This is a genomic window from Pantoea sp. ACRSC, assembly GCF_022346785.1.
Lineage (GTDB): Bacteria > Pseudomonadota > Gammaproteobacteria > Enterobacterales > Enterobacteriaceae > Pantoea > Pantoea alvi.
The window spans coordinates 112,720-128,145 of record NZ_JAKRNN010000014.1 but is presented as its reverse complement, the minus strand read 5'-3'; the positions used below and the strand labels follow the sequence as shown (position 1 = coordinate 128,145).

The window sequence follows — 15,426 nt, the reverse complement described above, 5'->3', positions numbered from 1 at the left end:
CAGCGGCGGAGCCTGCTGCTGCGAGGTGGCGTATATTACGCTACTCTCCTTCGGAGTCAACCACTTTTTTCAGTGATTTCATCCGGCGACCCGGTAACCCGGCTCTCCTGAACACCGCATTCCGTAAGCCGTTGTGCCGTGTCAGTGGAGGCGCATTATAGGCAGTTCTTTCAGGCTGACAAGCATTTCTTTGAAAATAATTGTCGGATGCCTTTTTTTTAACCGAACGAGTTAAAAGCAGACATTTCCGGGCGAAAAAGCGCGCAAAGAGAGCCTTTCATTGTGGAAAATTGCCAACGTCACATTTTTTGTCGATGCTATGCTGTCATTTCGATTCCTTGCCAGCTACTGACACCTATATAGAAGGATTTTCGATGATACGATCCGCGCGCAGTATGGCCGGTCTGCCATGGATAGCCGCCATGGCGTTTTTTATGCAGGCACTGGATGCCACCATTCTCAACACTGCGCTACCCGCTATCGCTACCAGCCTCGATCGCTCTCCTCTGGCTATGCAGTCCGCCGTTATCAGCTACACCCTTACCGTCGCAATGTTAATCCCCGTCAGCGGCTGGCTTGCCGACCGCTTCGGCACGCGTAAGGTGTTTATTATCGCGGTGTCACTCTTTACCCTTGGCTCGCTGGCCTGCGCCCTGTCGCAATCGCTGACGATGCTGGTGATCTCGCGCATCGTTCAGGGCGTGGGCGGCGCAATGATGATGCCGGTGGCGCGCCTGGCGTTGCTGCGCGCCTATCCGCGCAGTGAACTCCTGCCGGTGCTGAACTTCGTTACCATGCCTGGCCTGGTGGGGCCGATACTGGGACCGCTGCTTGGCGGGCTGCTGGTCACCTACGCCACATGGCACTGGATATTCCTGATAAACATTCCCGTCGGCATTCTTGGCATTGTCTATGCGCGTAAATATATGCCGGACTTTACCTTGCCCAAACGTCGCTTCGATTTTCTCGGTTTCCTGCTGTTCGGCGCCGGGCTGGTATTGCTGTCGATCGGCATTGAGCTGTTTGGCGAGCGTATCGTCTCCGCCTGGCTGGCGTCGGGCGTGCTGGCAACGGGCGTTATATTGCTGCTTCTTTATATCGTTCATGCGCGCCGCCACCCTGCACCGCTGATCAGCCTGCCGCTGTTTAAGACCCGCACCTTTTCGGTCGGCATTCTCGGCAATATCGCGTCGCGCCTCGGCACCGGCTGCGTTCCTTTTTTGATGCCGTTAATGCTGCAGGTCGGTTTTGGTTTCTCGGCGGTGGTGGCGGGCTGCATGATGGCGCCGACGGCCATCGGCTCGATCCTGGCTAAGTCGACGGTAACCCGGGTGCTGCGCCTGTTCGGCTATCGCCGCACGCTGGTCGGCATCACCGTCGTTATCGGCATTCTGATCGCCAGCTTTGCACTGCAGTCACCCTCTGAAAGTATCATTCTGCTACTGCTGCCGCTGTTTATTCTCGGCATGGCGATGTCAACGCAGTTCACCGCGATGAACACCATCACGCTGGCCGATCTAAACGATGAGAACGCCAGCGGCGGCAACAGCGTACTGGCGGTGACGCAGCAGCTGTCGATTAGCTTTGGCGTGGCGGTAAGCGCGGCGGTACTGCGCTTTTATCAGGCGTTCGATAGCGGCACCGTCGAGCAGTTCCATTCAACCTTCCTGACGATGGGCATCGTCACGGTGATCTCCGCCTTTACCTTTGCGCTGCTGCGGCCGGGGGATGGCCGCCACCTGATCACCAATCGCGATAAAAAGAAGAAAAGCGCTTAAGTGGAGGCGCGCACCACCAGTTCCGGCGTCAGCACCAGCGTTTGCTGGCTGGCGTCGGGATCGTTAAGGCGATGGATAAGGGTATCGATCGCCAGCTGGCCCAGTTCATCTTTCGGCTGGTGAATGGTGGTCAGCGGCGGCGTCAGATAGCGCGCCAGCTCGATATCGTCATATCCCATCACCGCCATATCCTGCGGAATGCGCAATCCCGCCTCAAACAGCGCGTGATAAACGCCGACCGCCATCGCATCGTTGCTGGTAAAAACCGCCTGCGGCGGGGAGGCCAGCGCCAGCAGCGCCTTCATGGCGCTATAGCCGCCCTGAAACTCGAAATCGCTGTTAATCACATAGCCCGCCGGGATCGCCAGGCCGTTTTTCTCCATCGCATGGTAGTAGCCCTGCAGACGCATGCGTCCCGGGGTTTTATCCAGCGGGCCGGAAATGCAGGCAATACGCCTGTAGCCGCGGTCAATCAGATGCTGCGTCGCCAGCTCGCCACCCAGCAGCGCATTATCCTGGATAATATCGCCGCGCCCTTCAAAGGGCGCCCAGTCCATCATCACGGCTGGAATAGAAGGATAGCGATTGAGAATAGCCGCGGAGGGCAGATGGCTTTCGGTACACATGATCAGCAGCCCGTCGACGCGCTTTTGCAGCAGCGTTTCCAGGCTGCGGTTCATGCGCTCTTCGTCGCCCGCCGTGTTGCAGAGGATCAGGCTGTAGCCGCGCTCGTAGCAGCTGTCTTCAACGCCGCGCACCACCTCGGCGTAAAAGGGGTTGCTGCTGGCGGTCAGCAGCATGCCGATGGTATGCGTCTGGTTAAGCTTAAGGCTGCGCGCCAGCGCCGAGGGGGCGTAGTTCAGCGCGCTGATCGCCCGATCGACCTTCTCGCGCACCGCTTCGCTGACGAAGCGGTTATTGTTGATAACGTGCGAGACGGTGGAGGTGGAGACGCCCGCCATGCGGGCGACATCTTTCATGGTCGCCAAGGCTTAACCCTGCTGAAGTAGAAAATCGTCGATTTCCGCACGCCACGGCACGGAAGGCTGCGCACCCGGACGCGTAACGGCGATGGCCGCTGCCGCATGGGCGAAGCGTACCGCGTCATGCAGGCTTTTGCCTTCCAGCCGCGCCGTAATAAACGCGCCGTTAAAGGTGTCCCCCGCCGCAATGGTATCGACCGCTTTCACCGTAAACCCGGCAATGCGCTCGCCTTTTTTTCCCTGCTCGCTCAGCCAGACGCCACGGCGTCCCAGCGTGATCAGCACGGTGCCAATGCCTTTGGCGTGCAGCGCTTCGGCGGCGCGCGCGGCGTCATCGTCGCTGGCGACAGCGATACCGGTCAGGCTTTCCGCTTCGGTTTCATTTGGGGTAATGATATCCACCAGCGCCAGCAGCTCATCGTCGAGCGGCGTGGCCGGTGCGGGATTGAGGATTACCTGCGTCTGATGGGCGCGAGCAAGCTTCGCCGCAGCCAGCACGCTCTCCAGCGGCGACTCCAGCTGCATCAGCAGCGCCGAGGCATCCAGGATAGCCTGCTGATGACGCGCCACGCAGGCGGGCGTCAGCGCCGCGTTGGCACCGGCGCAGATGCCGATGCTGTTTTCGCCTTCGCCGTTAACGAAAATCATTGCGACGCCGGTCGGTTCGCCGCTGACGGTTTCAACGGCGGCGGTATCGACGCGGTCTCGCGCCAGCTGCGCGCGGATGCGCTCGCCGATAGCGTCATCGCCAAGACAGGCGATAAAGGCGATCTCCGCCCCAGCTCGCCCGGCGGCGACCGCCTGGTTCGCCCCTTTGCCGCCAAACGCAACGGTATACTGCTCCCCGATCACCGTTTCGCCGGGACGAGGAAAGTGCGTCAGGTTAAGAATATGGTCAGCATTAATGCTGCCGAGAACGGCCAGTTTTGCGCTTTTGCTCATAGGGTGTGATCCAGAAAGAGTGCGCCACCGGTTGAAGGGTGGCGCATTGCCCTGCTTTTCTTTGAGTTATTTGGTGACCAGTTTCAGGTCAACGGGATTGATGGCCTGCACTTTTTCACCTTTCAGCACTTTATCAGCGGTATCCACGCCAATCATGCCGATCTTATCTGGCATCTGAGCGACCGTCGCCGCCAGTTTGCCGCCTTCGACCGCTTTCACGCCGTCGGCGGTGCCGTCAAAGCCGACTACCACGACATCAGATTTCCCGGCGGTTTGCAATGCGCGTAGCGCGCCGAGTGCCATTTCATCATTTTGCGCAAAGACCGCCTGCACGTCCGGATGCGCCTGCAGCAGGTTCTGCATCACGTTCAGCCCTTTGGTGCGATCGAAGTCCGCCGGCTGGCTCGCCAGCACCTGGAATTTATGCGCATCTGAGGCCTGCTTAAAGCCTTCGCCGCGCTCGCGCGCCGCAGAAGTACCGGCAATGCCCTGCAGTTCAATAATTTTGGCACCGTCACCCAGGCGCTTAGCGATAAAGTCGCCCGCCATTTTGCCGCCGAAGCGGTTATCAGAGGCGACATGGCTCACCACTTTGCCCTGCGCGGCCACGCGGTCCAGCGTAATCACCGGGATATTGGCCTGGTTTGCCATTTTCACCGCGTTGCCGACCGCATCGGAGTCGGTAGGGTTAATCAGCAGCAGTTTGGTGCCGCGCACGGTGAGATCCTGCACGTTCGCCAGCTCTTTCGCCGGGTTGTTCTGCGAATCCAGCACCACCAGGTTATAGCCCAGTTTGTCGGCTTCTTTCTGCGCGCCCTCTTTCAGCGAGACGAAGAAAGGGTTATTCAGCGTGGAGACCACCAGCGCGATGGTATCTTTCGCCACTGCGCTGGCGCTTAATGTCGCGCCGAGGATCACGGCCAGTGCGGTCAACTTTTTCATTATTTCATCCTGTGTAAAGGTCAGAGTTATTTACTGCTTTTGTTATCCACCAGTACCGCCAGCAGGATTACCACCGCTTTTACGATCATCTGGTAGTAGGAAGAGACGCCCATCAAATTCAGGCCGTTATTCAGGAAGCCCAGGATCAGCGCGCCAATCAGGGTGCCCATAATGCGCCCTTTACCGCCCGCCAGGCTGGTGCCGCCCAGCACCACCGCCGCGATAGCGTCCAGCTCGTAGCCGGTGCCCGCCGTGGGCTGCGCAGAGGAGAGGCGCGCGACTTCGATGGTGCCCGCCAGCGCGGCCAGCATGCCGCTCAGGGCGTAGACGATCACTTTTACGCGGTTAACGTTGATGCCGGAAAGGCGCGTTGCCGCTTCATTGCCGCCCAGCGCGTAGATATAGCGGCCAAGACGCGTGTGGTGCAGCATGTACCAGGCGAGCAGGAAAACAGCAGCCATCAGCCACACCGGCGTCGGAATGCCCAGCGGACGGCCGATGCCGAACCAGCCGAAAAGATCGGCGTTGTCGTTAAAGCCGGTATTAATCGGGCTGCCGTCGGTATAGACCATAGTGACGCCGCGCAGCAGCAGCATCATTACCAGCGTGGCGATAAAGGCCTGCACCTTGCCGCGCGCCACGATAGTGCCGGTAACGGCACCGATCGCCGCCCCCAGCGCCAGCGCGCCCGCGACCGCCACCAGCGCGTTGACTTCCATCCCCACCAGCGAGGCGGCTACCGCGCCCGTCAGCGCCAGCAGCGATCCCACCGAGAGATCGATGCCGGAGGTGAGGATCACCAGCGTCATGCCGACCGCCATAATGGCGTTAACCGAGGTCTGCTGCAGAATATTGAACAGGTTCGCGACGGTGAAAAAGTTAGGGCTCTGGCTCGCCACCACCGCGATCAGCACAATGAGTGCAATCAGCGATTTTTGCTCCATCAGCCAGGCTTTGCTGAACCAGCGACGGCTGGATGCTAAGGTTTGGGTACTCATACAACTAAATCCTCGCTGTGTTGCTTGCCTACGGCTGCCGCCATTAACGTTTCCTGCGTCGCCTGCTCGCGGGTAAATTCGCCGCCGAAGCGGCCTTCATGCATCACCAGGATGCGGTCGCTCATGCCAAGCACTTCCGGCATCTCTGATGAGACCAGGATGATGCTTAGCCCTTCAGCCTTGAACTGGTTGATCAGCTGATAAATCTCTTTCTTCGCCCCGACGTCGACGCCGCGCGTCGGTTCATCCAGGATCAGCACGTTGGGCCGCGTCATCAGCCCGCGCGCGATGGCTACTTTTTGCTGATTGCCGCCCGACAGCAGGCCGATCGCCTGATCCATCGTTGGCGTCTTGATATTGAAGAGCCGGATGAAATCGCCTACCGCCAGCTGCTCAGCAGCGTGCTTCAGCGTGCCGCCGCGGCTAAAGTAGCGCAGCGCCGTCAGCGACATGTTCTCTTTTACCGACATGCCCAGCACCAGGCCGTCGCGCTTGCGGTCTTCAGAGATGTAGACAATGCCGCTGGCCAGCCCGTCCTGCGGAGCGCGCGTCGCCACTTCACGGCCGTCGAGCCAGACGCGGCCTTTGCTGCGCGGCAGCGCGCCGTAAAGCAGCTTCATCAGCTCGGTGCGGCCGGCGCCCATTAGTCCGGAAACACCAAGGATCTCGCCTTTGCGCAGCGTAAAGCTGACGTCATGCACGCCCGGCCCGCTGAGGTTCTCCACCTTGAGGCGTATCTCCCCCGGTGCCTGGTCGAGGCGTGGATATTGATCTTCCAGCTTGCGGCCCACCATCATCTCGATCAGGCTCTCTTCGCTGAGATCCTGTACCGGACGTTCGGCAATAAACTGGCCGTCGCGGAAAACCGTCACGTCGTCGCAAATCTCGAAGATCTCTTTCATACGGTGAGAGATATAGACAATGCCGCAGCCCTGCGCCTTCAGCTCGTTGATCACGCGAAACAGCGACAGGGTTTCGGTATCGGTCAGCGCGTCGGTAGGTTCATCCATGATGATCACCTGCGACTTAAAGCTGAGCACTTTGGCAATCTCCACCATCTGCTGATCGCCGATCGACAGATCGCCCACCGGCTTGTGGCTGTTAAAGCGCAGATTAAGCCGCTTCAGCAGCGCGTCCGCCTCGGCGTACATCCGCTTCCAGTCGATACGGCCAAAACGGTTAGTGAATTCACGACCCAGGAAGATATTTTCCGCCACGGTCAGCTGCGGGATCAGGTTCAGCTCCTGATGGATAATGCCGATGCCCGCTTCCTGCGACGCTTTCGGGCCGCTGAAGGTGGTCTCTTCGCCAAGCCAGCGCAGCGAGCCTGCGTCGCGGCTATAGATGCCGGTCAGCACCTTCATCATGGTGGATTTGCCGGCGCCGTTCTCGCCCACCAGCGCCATCACGCGCCCTGGATAGACCGCCAGCGACGCGTTCTTTAACGCCTTTACGCCGGGAAAGGATTTCTCAATCCCCTGGAGCTGCAGTAAGGGTTGCATAACGGCCTCAGAAGGTGACGCCAGCGCTCAGGATGACATTCGCAAACGGAGAACACTCTCCGCTGCGAATGACCGCCTGACTGCGTTGAGTCTGTTGTTTGAACTGTTCATGACTGGTGTAGTGCACTGCAATCCGGTTTCCCTGATGCTGTTGCAGGGCTTCGAGCACGGCGAGAAGTTCGCTATGGAGCTGCGGATTATGCTGCTTGATCTCTTCCGCAATCAGAGCGCTTTCAACCTGCATCTCCAGCGTGACGGCGTTTACCACCTGCATAAAATCGGGCGTGCCCGGCGTAAGTGCCAGATCGATGCGCTGCGGCCCTGCCGGGATCGGCAAGCCGGCGTCAGCGATAGTCAGCGTATCCGTATGGCCCAGACGGGCGATCAGGTAAGAGAGTTCAGCGTTTAACAAGCGACCTTTTTTCATTTTCTGCTCCAGAGCGAAACGTTTCGCTAGCGGCAGTGTATGAAATAGCGGCGGTAACTCAACGGGGGAAATCGAGAAGTGTGATCGTTATCGAAACGTTTCGCTCGTGCGGGCGGGAATTTGGCTCAGATGATAAAAAGGGCCGCAGAAGCGGCCCGGTAAAAAGAGCGTTACGGCGCTTTGCGCACCTGTTTAACGTCAAGTTCGATGCTGTTGAAGTCTTTATCCAGCTCGCCCGTCAGCTCTACGCGATCTTTCGGCGTAATGGTCAATCCTTCCCAGCGCTTGTGGTCGATTTCGACTTTCATGGTGCCGGTGGCGTCGCGAAACAGATAATCCTCTTCACCGATCTGCTTCTCCAGCTGGCCGCGCACGGTGATCCAGCTGTCATCCTTCATCTCTTCCGCCTGCTTAACGGTCACCACGCTGCTCTGGTTATTTTGAAAACCTCCCTGTTTCGCCTGAACGGCAGGCGCATTCTCATCGACAAATCCGCCCTGCGTCGCGGCAAAGACCGGTGCCGTTGTCAGCGCCAGGATAGCTAAAAGTGCAGCATGCTTTTTCATATTTCACCTCGTTTCCATGAATGTGTCTTTTGTACGCTTCTTATTAAAACCGGCAGATCTTAACAGGATCTTAAGGCGCGAAAATAAGCGAAAATTGGTGATATACCCTGTACAAGCGTCGTTCTGCTTCGTATAAAGCCTCAACAGGCAAGGGAGGGAAGATGCGCATATTACTTATTGAGGATGACCGGCTGATTGGCGACGGTATTAAGGCTGGCCTGGGAAAATTAGGTTTCAGCGTCGACTGGTTTATTTCCGGCGATGAAGGATTTGCCGCGCTGCACGCGGCCCCCTGGGATGCGGTGATCCTCGATCTTTCGCTGCCGCAGCGCGACGGGCTGGATATTCTGCGCGACTGGCGACAGCAGGGCGCGGACGTGCCGGTGCTGATTCTGACCGCGCGCGACGCCCTCGATCAGCGCGTGGAGGGTTTGCAGCTGGGGGCCGACGACTACCTCTGCAAACCTTTCGCCCTGACCGAAGTGGCGGCGCGGCTGCAGGCGCTAATCCGGCGTCGTCACGGCCAGCTGCAGCCGGAACTGCGCCACGGCGACGTCATTATGCTGCCTGCCAGCCACAGCGTGACGCGGGGTGGCGAAGCTGTTGCGCTCAAAAGCCGGGAGCTGGCGCTGCTGGAACTTTTTTTACGCAATCCGGGACGGGTACTGACGCGCGCTCAGCTGGAAGAGAAGCTCTACAGCTGGGATGCCGATGTCTCCAGTAACGCGGTGGAAGTGCATATCCACCACCTGCGTAAAAAACTTGGCGCGGCCTTTATCCGCACCGTGCACGGCGTCGGCTATATGCTGGGAGAGCCACAGTGAGCCTGTTTCTCCGACTCGGCATCGGCTTCGTGCTGCTGCTCGGCCTCTGCTGGGGCAGCGCCAGCCTGAGCGCCTGGCTACAGACGCGCGACACCATTAACGAGCTGTTCGACACCCAGCAGCTGCTGTTCGCCAAACGCCTGACGGCCCTCGATCTTACCGCGCCCCACCGCGCCGCGCTTCCCAAAAACAAGGCGCTGCTGCGCCACCACCGCGGCGATCAGGATGACGATGCGCTCGCCTTTGCTATTTTCACCCGGGACGGCAGGCCGGTCCTGAACGACGGCGAAAACGGCAGAATGCTGCCGTTTGATGCTGACGCCCAGGGATTTCACGACGGCCGGTTAAACGACGACGATGACGACTGGCGCTTTGTCTGGCTGACGACCCCGGATGGCCAGCACCGGATCGTGGTAGGCCAGGAGTGGGAGTATCGCGACGATATGGCGAAAGCGCTGGTGCAAAGCAGCATTCTGCCCTGGCTTATCGCGCTGCCGCTGATGCTGCTGCTGCTGCTCGGCCTGGTGTGGTACGAGCTGCGCCCGCTCAAGCGCATCACGCAGCTGCTGGCGCAGCGCGCGCCGGACGACGCCAGGCCGCTGGACGCCGGACGGGTGCCGCTGGAGGTCAGGCCGCTGACGGAGGCGCTGAACGGGCTGTTCAGCCGCATCAGCACCATGGTGCAGCGCGAGCGCTGCTTTACCTCTGATGCCGCCCATGAGCTACGCAGCCCGCTGGCGGCGCTGCGCGTGCAGAGCGAGGTGGTGCAGCTCGCCGCCGACGATGACGCGATGCGCCTGCACGCCTTGCGCCAGCTGGATGACGGCATTCAGCGCGCCACGCGGCTGGTGGATCAGCTGCTGACGCTGTCGCGCGCCGAAGCCGAGGATGCGCGCGGCGCGTTTCAGCCTGTTGCGCTGCGCAATTTGCTGCAGGAGGCGCTGGCCGAGCAGCTGCCGCACGCCGATCGCGCCGGCGTCGCGCTGCGCCTGGAAAGCCGCGCCGATCCCGTTATTCAGGGTCATGCGCTGCTGCTGTCGCTGCTGGTGCGCAACCTGCTGGACAACGCCATTCGCTATACGCCAGAAGGCAGCAACGTCAGCGTGGTGCTGGAAAGCCGCGGCTTGCGCGTTGAGGATAACGGCGCGGGGCTGAGCGAGGCGGAGATACAGCGGCTGGGCGAGCGCTTCTGGCGGCCGCCGGGACAGGAGAAGAGCGGCAGCGGACTGGGATTGTCGATCGTGCGCAACGTTGCGCAGCTGCACGGAATGCAGCTCCGTTTCAGCCAGCGCGAGGGCGGCGGACTCTGCGTCGCCCTGCGCTGGTAAAGATCAGATCTCTACCTGGGTGCCCAGTTCGATAACCCGGTTCGGCGGGATCTCAAACTGGTCAGGCGCGCGCAGCGCGTTGCGCTGCAGCGCCAGGAAGAGCTTGCCGCGCAGGCGCAGATACCAGGGACGTTTGCCCATAATCAGCGACTCGTGCGACATAAAGAACGAGGTCTCCATCATCCGGCAGTTAAGCCCTTCCAGCCCGCAGCGGTGGAATATCTCCTCTACATTGGGCGTTTCGCGCCAGCCGTAGCTGGCCACCACGCGCCAGAAGGTCGGCGACAGCTGCTCAATGGCGACGCGGCGCACGTTATGCACGTAAGGCGCATCCTCGGTGCGCAGCGTCAGAAACACCACGCGCTCATGCAGCACTTTGTTGTGTTTGAGGTTATGCAGCAGCGCAAAGGGGATGACGTTCAGCGCGCGCGACATATAAACGGCGGTGCCCGGCACCCGCACCGGCGGCGATTTCTCCAGCGAGGCGATCATCGCCTCCAGCGAGTTGCCGTGCTCGTGCATCCGGCGCAGCAGACGAAAGCGCTCGCTCTTCCAGGTGGTCATAATCAGGAACATGATCAGCCCCAGACAGAGCGGCAGCCAGCCGCCGGAGAAGAGCTTAATCAGGTTGGCGGAAAAGAGCGGCACGTCGATGCAGAGAAACAGCGTCAGGATCAGGCCGACCGCCAGCCGGTTCCAGTGCCAGTTTTTCACCGCCACGGTACAGGAGAGGATCGACGTCAGCACCATGGTGCCGGTTACCGCAATGCCGTAAGCCGCCGCCAGGTTGCTGGAGTGCTCAAAGCTGATAATCACGATCAGCACGGCAAAATAGAGCACCCAGTTGATCATCGGCACATAAATCTGACCAGACTCCATCTCCGAGGTGTGAATAATGCGCATCCCCGGCAGATAGCCCAGACGCACCGCCTGGCGCGTCAGCGAGAAGACGCCGGAGATTACCGCCTGCGAGGCGATAACCGTCGCCAGCGTGGCCAGAATCAGCAGCGGGATCAGCGCCCAGTCGGGTGCCAGCAGAAAGAAGGGGTTTTTAATCGCTTTGGGATCGCTGAGCAGCAGCGCGCCCTGGCCGAAATAGTTCAGCACCAGCGACGGCAGCACCACGATAAACCAGGCGATGCGAATCGGCATCTTGCCGAAGTGGCCCATATCCGCATAGAGCGCTTCCACGCCGGTAATCGCCAGCACGACCGCGCCCAGCGCAAAAAAGGAGATGGTTTTATAGTGCACAAAGAAGCTGACCGCCCAGGAGGGATTGAGCGCCTGCAGCACCTCGGGGTTCTTCATAATGCCGGTCACGCCCAGCACCGCCAGCGTGGCGAACCAGATCAGCATCACCGGGGCGAAGAGCTTGCCCACCATGCCGGTGCCGTGCTTCTGAATCATAAACAGCAGCGTCAGCACCGCGATAGAGAGCGGAACGATAAAGGGATCGAGCGAGGGCGCAGCAATTTCCAGCCCTTCGATGGCCGACATCACGGAGATAGCGGGCGTAATCACCACTTCGCCATAGAAGAAGCTGCCGCCGATAAGGCCCATAATGACCAGTACCGCCGTCGCGCGTGCGCCGGTATTGCGGCCCGCCAGCGACATCAGGGTCAAAATACCGCCCTCGCCAGCGTTATCCGCGCGCATGACGTAGCTGATATATTTCAGCGATACCACCAGCAGCAGCAGCCAGAAAATCAGCGACAGAAAGCCGAAAACCGCTTCGCGCTCAACGCCGAAACCAAACTGACCGGAGAGACATTCACGCAGGGTATAGAGCGGGCTGGTGCCGATATCGCCATACACTACGCCAATCGCGGCCAGCGTTAACGCACTAAGTGATTGCTTGTTATCCGAGCTCATAGAGTTATCTTTTGTTGGAGCAGAGAGGCGCAACGCCCTTCGCTCTGGCTATCAAAAAGCGCACAGTATGCACCTGTTTCCCAAAAAACCCATCCCAATCCGTCATCAACGTCGCCGGCGCTGACGATTTTTCTCGCGGCATTCAGGCCGCAGCGGCATTATGCGATGATTGGATTTTGTGACACAAAAAAAGCGGACGGCAATCAACGCTTTCACGCATCATAATCAGTAGAGTAGTGCGCCTGCCACCCTATGACGGCAGCAGTAACAGAAGGACAATGAAGTGATTATGGCTCAACCCCATCTTTTGGCAGAAAGAATTTCTCGTCTCAGCAATGCCCTGGAGAAGGGTCTGTATGAACGCCACGACGCAATTCGCCTCTGTCTGCTGGCGGCGCTGAGCGGCGAAAGCGTATTTTTGCTTGGCCCGCCGGGCATCGCCAAGAGCCTGATCGCCCGACGCCTGAAATTTGCTTTTCAGAATGCGCGCGCGTTTGAATACCTGATGACGCGCTTCTCAACGCCGGAAGAGGTATTCGGCCCGCTGTCGATTCAGGCGCTCAAAGATGAAGGCCGCTATCAGCGCCTGACGAAAGGCTATCTGCCTGATGCGGAAATTGTCTTTCTCGACGAGATCTGGAAAGCGGGCCCCGCCATCCTGAATACCCTGCTGACCGCGATTAACGAGCGCCGCTTTCGCAATGGCGACAGCGAAGAAAAAATTCCGATGCGCCTGCTGGTCACCGCCTCCAACGAACTGCCGGAAGCGGACAGCGGGCTGGAAGCGCTCTACGACCGCATGCTGATCCGCCTCTGGCTCGACAACGTGCATGAGAAGCAAAACTTTCGCAGCATGCTGACCCACCAGCAGGATGAAAACGCCAATCCGGTCGCGGAATCGTTGCGCATTAGCGACGAGGAGTATCATCAGTGGCAGCAGGGCATTACGCAAGTCAGCCTGCCGGACAACGTCTTCGAACTGATCTATCAGCTGCGCCAGCATCTGGAAACCCTGCCCGATGCGCCCTATATCTCCGATCGCCGCTGGAAAAAGGCGATTCACCTGCTGCAGGCAAGCGCCTTCTACAGCGGCCGCAGCGCCATCGCGCCAATCGACCTTATCCTGTTGAAAGATTGCCTGTGGCACGACATCGCCTCTATGCAGGTGCTGGAGCGCGCGATTGACCTGCTGATGACGCAGCAGGCCTGGCAGCAGCAGACGCTTTTGCTCAGACTGCAGCAGCTCAAAGCGCGACGCCTGGCGTTACAGCAGCAGCAGAGCGTGGCGCAGGCGATTACGCTGGAAAAACACAGCGGCATGTTCAGCCGCAAGCCGCACTACGAGCTGCCCGCCAGCCTGACGGAGCCGCAGCTGACCCTGATGCTGCAGCAGCCGCTCACGCTGCACGATATGCAGGTTACGCATGTGGTGATCGCCCGCGATGCGCTGGAGCAGTGGCTGCTGAAAGGCGGCGAGATGCGCGGCAAGCTGAACGGCATCGGTTTCGCCCAGACGCTGGATCTGCTGGTAGATGCGCAGCACTGCCTGGCGCTGCGCGACGTCAGCCTGCAAACGGCGCGCCTGACGCTGCCCGGCGCCGTTGCGCACAGCGAACTGCCGGCTGAGATCAGCGAGGCGCTGGACGAGCTGGATACCCAGCTGCGCGCGCAGCGCCACCAGTTCAGCCAGCATCAGCGCTGTTTGTTTATCAGCGACGACTGGCTGGCGCGTATTGAAACCAGCCTGCAGGATGTGGCCGATCAGCTGAAACAGGCGCGTAAATGATCTCACTGGAGACGCTCAGCGCGCTGCTCTCTGTTGGCGAAGCCGAACTGATCGAAGAGCTGGTTCTCGCGCTGCTCGCCTCCCCGCAGCTGGCGATCTTCTTTGAAAAATTCCCCGGTCTGAAGCAGGCGATGCTGCGCGACGTGCCGCGCTGGAAAGCGGAGATCAACGCCGAGCTTAAAGCGACGCCGGTACCAGAAACGCTGGGCAACGAGTTTCAGCTGTTTCAGCGCGCCCAGCTGCTCAGCCATCACGACTTTAACCAGCAGCTGCCTGAAATACTTGAGGCGCTGACGCAGCTGCCCTCGCCCTTTCTGGAAGAGGCACAGCGCCTGTTGCAGCACACCGACGCGCATCAGCTGAGCGGCGCGCAGCATACGCTGTTTCTGCAACGCTGGCGTCTCAGCCTGACGCTGCAGACGCTGACGCTCAACGAACAGCTGCTGGAGCAGCAGCGCGAACGACTGATGGCCGAACTACAGCAGCGTATGGCGCTGAGCGGCCAGCTGGCGCCCGTGCTGAGCGACAACGACGAGGCGGCGGCCGGGCGCCTGTGGGATATGAGCAAAGCCCCACTGCAGCACGGCGACTATCAGCTGATGCTGGAGTATGGCGACTTCCTGGCGCAGCAGCCGGAACTGCTGGCGCTGGCGCAACAGCTGGGGCGCAGCCGCGAAGCAAAGTCGGTACCGTCGCAGGATGACCCGCTGGAGGCTTTTCACCAGCTGGTGCGCGAACCGGACGCGGTGCCCGAAGAGGTGAACGGCATTCATCAGAGCGACGACGTGCTGCGTCTGCTGCCGCCGGAGCTGGCGACCATTAGCATCAGCGAGCTTGAGCTGGAATTTTACCGCCGCCTGGTGGAAAAACGGCTGCTGACCTACCGGCTGCAGGGCGACGCCTGGCATGAAAAAGTCACTCTGCGTCCGGTCAGCCACCAGCAGCACGAAGAGCAGCCGCGCGGCCCCTTTATTGTCTGCGTCGATACCTCAGGATCGATGGGCGGCTTCAACGAGCGCTGCGCCAAAGCGTTCTGCCTGGCGCTGCTGAAGGTTGCGCTGGCCGATCGCCGCCGCTGCTACGTTATGCTGTTCGCCCACGACGTCATCGGCTACGAGCTTACCGGCGACGACGGGCTGGAGCAGGCGATCCGCTTTCTCAGCCAGCGCTTTCGCGGCGGTACCGATCTCGCCGCCTGTCTGGCAGCGGTGGTTAAACGTATGGAGGGATCGCTGTGGCAGGACGCTGACGCTGTGGTGGTCTCCGACTTTATCGCCCAGCGTCTGCCGGACGAGATCGTGAGCGTGGTGAAGCAGCGCCAGTTGCAACAGCAGCAGCGCTTCCATGCGGTAGCGATGTCGGCGCACGGCAAGCCCGGCATTCTGCGCATCTTCGACCATATCTGGCGTTTCGATACCGGCATGAAAAGCCGCCTGCTGCGCCGCTGGCGGCGTTAGTCACAGAGCAGAAACCCCCAT

13 protein-coding genes are annotated in these 15,426 nt (G+C 60.1%); 5 read left to right on the top strand and 8 right to left on the bottom strand.

Going from position 1 to position 15,426, the window contains the following annotated elements:
• Positions 1-374 precede the first annotated feature (374 nt).
• Entirely contained in the window at positions 375-1,778 is a 1,404-nt protein-coding gene (gene mdtD, locus MHZ97_RS14910; protein ID WP_239315225.1) for a multidrug transporter subunit MdtD, read from the top strand.
• Here mdtD and rbsR read toward each other — a convergent pair.
• From rbsR to MHZ97_RS14875, 7 genes are all read right to left on the bottom strand, one after another.
• The gene (gene rbsR, locus MHZ97_RS14905; RefSeq protein ID WP_375337769.1) at positions 1,775-2,767 is read right to left on the bottom strand and encodes a ribose operon transcriptional repressor RbsR; all 993 of its coding nucleotides are present in this window, start codon (positions 2,765-2,767) and stop codon (positions 1,775-1,777) included. The genes mdtD and rbsR overlap by 4 nt on opposite strands.
• A 3-nt stretch (positions 2,768-2,770) precedes the next feature.
• Complete coding sequence (rbsK, locus tag MHZ97_RS14900) at positions 2,771-3,703, bottom strand: ribokinase (RefSeq protein ID WP_103797074.1); 933 nt, start codon at positions 3,701-3,703, stop codon at positions 2,771-2,773.
• Between the two features lie 66 nt (positions 3,704-3,769).
• Complete coding sequence (gene rbsB, locus MHZ97_RS14895) at positions 3,770-4,645, bottom strand: ribose ABC transporter substrate-binding protein RbsB (protein WP_239315224.1); 876 nt, start codon at positions 4,643-4,645, stop codon at positions 3,770-3,772.
• Between the two features lie 26 nt (positions 4,646-4,671).
• A complete protein-coding gene (gene rbsC, locus MHZ97_RS14890) occupies positions 4,672-5,643 on the bottom strand; it encodes a ribose ABC transporter permease (RefSeq protein WP_103797076.1) in 972 nt (323 codons plus the stop codon).
• The gene (gene rbsA, locus MHZ97_RS14885; protein ID WP_103797077.1) at positions 5,640-7,145 is read right to left on the bottom strand and encodes a ribose ABC transporter ATP-binding protein RbsA; all 1,506 of its coding nucleotides are present in this window, start codon (positions 7,143-7,145) and stop codon (positions 5,640-5,642) included. Before rbsA ends, rbsC begins: the two co-directional genes overlap by 4 nt.
• A gap of 7 nt (positions 7,146-7,152) precedes the next feature.
• Positions 7,153-7,572, bottom strand: coding sequence for a D-ribose pyranase (gene rbsD, locus MHZ97_RS14880; protein WP_239315223.1), 420 nt, complete (start codon positions 7,570-7,572; stop codon positions 7,153-7,155).
• Positions 7,573-7,742: 170 nt separating this feature from the next.
• Positions 7,743-8,138 carry a YgiW/YdeI family stress tolerance OB fold protein gene (locus MHZ97_RS14875; protein ID WP_103797079.1) on the bottom strand — a complete coding sequence of 132 codons (396 nt, stop codon included), beginning with the start codon at positions 8,136-8,138 and terminating at the stop codon, positions 7,743-7,745.
• Between the two features lie 161 nt (positions 8,139-8,299).
• On the opposite strand from MHZ97_RS14875, the gene qseB reads away from it, so the two are divergent.
• Together qseB and qseC are read left to right on the top strand one after the other, a co-directional pair.
• Complete coding sequence (gene qseB, locus MHZ97_RS14870; protein WP_103797080.1) at positions 8,300-8,962, top strand: quorum sensing response regulator transcription factor QseB; 663 nt, start codon at positions 8,300-8,302, stop codon at positions 8,960-8,962.
• The gene (gene qseC, locus MHZ97_RS14865; RefSeq protein ID WP_239315222.1) at positions 8,959-10,290 is read left to right on the top strand and encodes a quorum sensing histidine kinase QseC; all 1,332 of its coding nucleotides are present in this window, start codon (positions 8,959-8,961) and stop codon (positions 10,288-10,290) included. Before qseB ends, qseC begins: the two co-directional genes overlap by 4 nt.
• A 3-nt stretch (positions 10,291-10,293) precedes the next feature.
• Here the strand turns inward: qseC and kup are convergent, their stop codons facing one another.
• Positions 10,294-12,162 carry a low affinity potassium transporter Kup gene (kup, locus tag MHZ97_RS14860; protein ID WP_103797082.1) on the bottom strand — a complete coding sequence of 623 codons (1,869 nt, stop codon included), beginning with the start codon at positions 12,160-12,162 and terminating at the stop codon, positions 10,294-10,296.
• A 289-nt stretch (positions 12,163-12,451) separates the two neighbouring features.
• On the opposite strand from kup, the gene ravA reads away from it, so the two are divergent.
• Both ravA and viaA read left to right on the top strand, forming a co-directional pair.
• A complete protein-coding gene (gene ravA / locus MHZ97_RS14855) occupies positions 12,452-13,948 on the top strand; it encodes an ATPase RavA (RefSeq protein ID WP_239315221.1) in 1,497 nt (498 codons plus the stop codon).
• Positions 13,945-15,405, top strand: a complete 1,461-nt coding sequence (gene viaA, locus MHZ97_RS14850; RefSeq protein WP_239315220.1) for an ATPase RavA stimulator ViaA — start codon at positions 13,945-13,947, stop codon at positions 15,403-15,405. Before ravA ends, viaA begins: the two co-directional genes overlap by 4 nt.
• The last annotated feature ends 21 nt before the right edge of the window (positions 15,406-15,426 follow it).